This window comes from Micromonospora sp. NPDC049580, from assembly GCF_040675595.1.
Taxonomy (GTDB): domain Bacteria; phylum Actinomycetota; class Actinomycetes; order Mycobacteriales; family Micromonosporaceae; genus Micromonospora.
On sequence record NZ_JBFAPG010000640.1, the window covers coordinates 1 to 2846 of the forward strand.

Genomic DNA, 2846 nt, shown 5'->3' on the forward strand with positions numbered 1-2846 from the left:
CGACGGAACTACCGGTTCCGCCGCCGCGCCGGCCCGCCCTGCCGGTGAACGCTCGACGCAGCATTCATCGAACCTTTTGTGAGGCTCCGACGATCCCGCCGCCCAAGATCGCGGCATTTGCGGTTGGCCGCTGCCGTTGACCGCCGATCGATGCGGTGCCTAACATACGACGTCTGCTTATTAATGATCTTCGATAAGAGGCCTCCGCGGTACGACAGCTCGACGCCTGCCGTACGGCTTCGGGGTCGAAAGCGGTTGGGGAGGCGAGTCAGATGTTCGGTAGAGGGAGTCATCGGCGCAGCACTGGCGAGGGCGGGCCGCGCCGCTGGTCATGGCGAAGCACGCGACGTCCGCGTCGGCTGACCGCTTCGGCGCTGGGAGGGGTGGTCCTGGCGGCGGCCGTGCTGACCGGGTTCGCCTCCCCCGCCCAGGCGGCAACCGCCATCACGATCAACGGCGGATCCGGTGGACGGGCGCTCGACGGGATCGGCGCGGTCAGTGGCGGTGGCGGCAACAGCAGGTTGCTGATCGACTACCCGGAGCCCCAGCGCAGTGACATCCTGGACTACCTGTTCAAGCCGGGCCGCGGCGCCGCCATGCAGCTGCTGAAGACGGAGATCGGCGGGGACACGAACTCCACCTCCGGCGCGGAGCCCAGCCACGAGCACACCCGGGGCGCCATCAACTGCAACCGGGGCTACGAGTGGTGGCTGATGGAGCAGGCGCGGGCACGCAACGCCAACATCGCCCTGGCGGGCCTGGCCTGGGGAGCCCCGGGCTGGATCGGCAACGGCAACTTCTGGTCCAACGACTCGATCGACTACCTGGTGGCCTGGCTGGACTGCGCGGCCACCCACGGGCTGACCATCAACTACCTCGGCGGGTGGAACGAGAAGGGCTACAACGCCACCTGGTACAAGAACCTGCGCTCGGCTCTCAACTCCCGCGGCTACAGCAGCGTGAAGATCGTCGCCTCGGACGACTTCGGCTGGGCCGCCGCCGACGAATCGCTGCGGGATCCGGCGTTCGCCAACGCCGTACAGGTCTTCGGCAGCCACTACGTCTGCGGATACCGCAGCGCCCAGTCCAGCTGCCCCAGCTCCAGCAACGCGGTGTCCACCGGCAAGTCGCTCTGGGCCAGCGAGAACGGCTCCGACGACTACAACGCCGGCGCGCAGGCCCTCGCCCGGGGCATCAACCGCGGCTACATCGACGGCAAGATGACCGGTTACATCAACTGGCCCGCCATCGCCGCCATCACGCCCAACATCCCCTGGGCGACCACGGGTGTGGCGGTGGCGCAGCAGCCCTGGTCCGGTGTCTACTCCATCGGCAAGAGCACGTGGGTGATGGCGCAGACCACGCAGTTCACCGCCCCGGGCTGGCGCTACCTCGACGGATCGACCGGCTACCTCGGCGGCAACCGCAACAACGGCAGCTACGTGTCGCTGAAGTCCACCAACAACAGCGACTACAGCAACATCATCGAGACGATGGACGCCGGCTCAGCGCAGACCCTCGACTTCACCGTCACCGGCGGGCTGTCCACCGGCGCCGTGCACGTCTGGTCGACGAACGTCCGGTCGAACAATACCGCCGACCACTTCGTCAGGGGCAGCGACATCACGCCGAGCGGCGGGCGTTTCTCGCTCACCGTCCAGCCCGGCTACGTCTACAGCATCACCACCACCACCGGGCAGGGTAAGAGCACGGCGGCCAGCCCGGCGGCGGGCAACCTGAAGCTGCCGTACAACGACACCTTCGACAGCTACGCCGTCGGGCGCGAGGCGAAGTACCTGATGGACCAGCAGGGCTCGTTCGAGATCGCCGGCTGCGGGGGTGGTCGCGCAGGCCAGTGCGTACGCCAGATGTCGGAGCAGACGCCGATCTTCTGGACGTCCGGCCAGGCCGAGCCGTACACGCTGCTGGGTGACCTGTCGTGGCGCAACTACACGGTCTCCTCGGACGTCATGCTGGAGAAGTCCGGCTACGCGCAGCTCATCGGACGCGCCAACACGTACAACCACCAGGGGCCGCAGAACCTCAACGGGTACTACTTCCGGGTGACCGACGGTGGCGCGTGGTCCATCCGGAGCAACAACACCAGCGGCAACTGGCGCACGCTGGCCAGCGGAAACACCTCGGCGCTGGGCACCGGGCGCTGGCACACCCTGTCGCTGACGCTCAATGGGAGCACCCTCACCGCGGCCATCGACGGCACCACCGTCGGAACGGTCTCCGACTCGACCTGGGTCGCCGGCCAGATCGGGTACGGCACGGGTCAGGGAGTCACCGCCCAGTTCGACAACCTCTCCATCACGCCGGTCGGCAACTCCGGTGAGCCGGGCGCGACCGGAGCGATCCGCGGCGCTGGCTCCAACCGGTGCCTGGACGTCAACGGGGCCAGCCAGGCCGACGGTTCGGTGGTGCAGATCTGGGACTGCAACGGCGGCGCCAACCAGCAGTGGACGCTCACCACGAGCAACCAACTGACCGTCTACGGCAACAAGTGCCTCGACGTACCGGGCACCGCCGCGGGGACCCGTGCGCGGATCTTGACCTGCAACGGCGGTAGCGGCCAACAGTGGCGGGTCAACGCCGACGGCACGATCACCGGGGTCGGATCGGGGCTCTGCCTGGACGTCAACGGCGCGGGCACCGCCAACGGCACCGCCGTCCAGATCTGGACCTGCACCGGTGGCAGCAATCAGCAGTGGATTCGCGGCTGAGCGGTAGGAGTCCGCACGAGGACCCGTACCCGATTCGCGACGGCCGGCCGCACAAATGAGCGGCCGGCCGCCGTCCCGGCGGACACCCCCCGCGCGGGCACCACGGCGGAGGGTCAG

1 protein-coding gene is annotated in these 2846 nt (G+C 68.4%); it reads left to right on the forward strand.

What is annotated here, in order from left to right; translation table 11 throughout:
- Positions 1-272: 272 nt before the first annotated feature.
- Positions 273-2729, forward strand: a complete 2457-nt coding sequence (locus AB0J68_RS30345) for a ricin-type beta-trefoil lectin domain protein (RefSeq protein WP_363942100.1) — start codon at positions 273-275, stop codon at positions 2727-2729.
- Positions 2730-2846 lie beyond the last annotated feature (117 nt).

Coding starts and splice junctions, on each gene's coding strand:
- AB0J68_RS30345 (WP_363942100.1), top strand. CDS start 273: ATGTTCGGTAGAGGGAGTCATCGGCGCAGCACTGGCGAGGGCGGGCCG.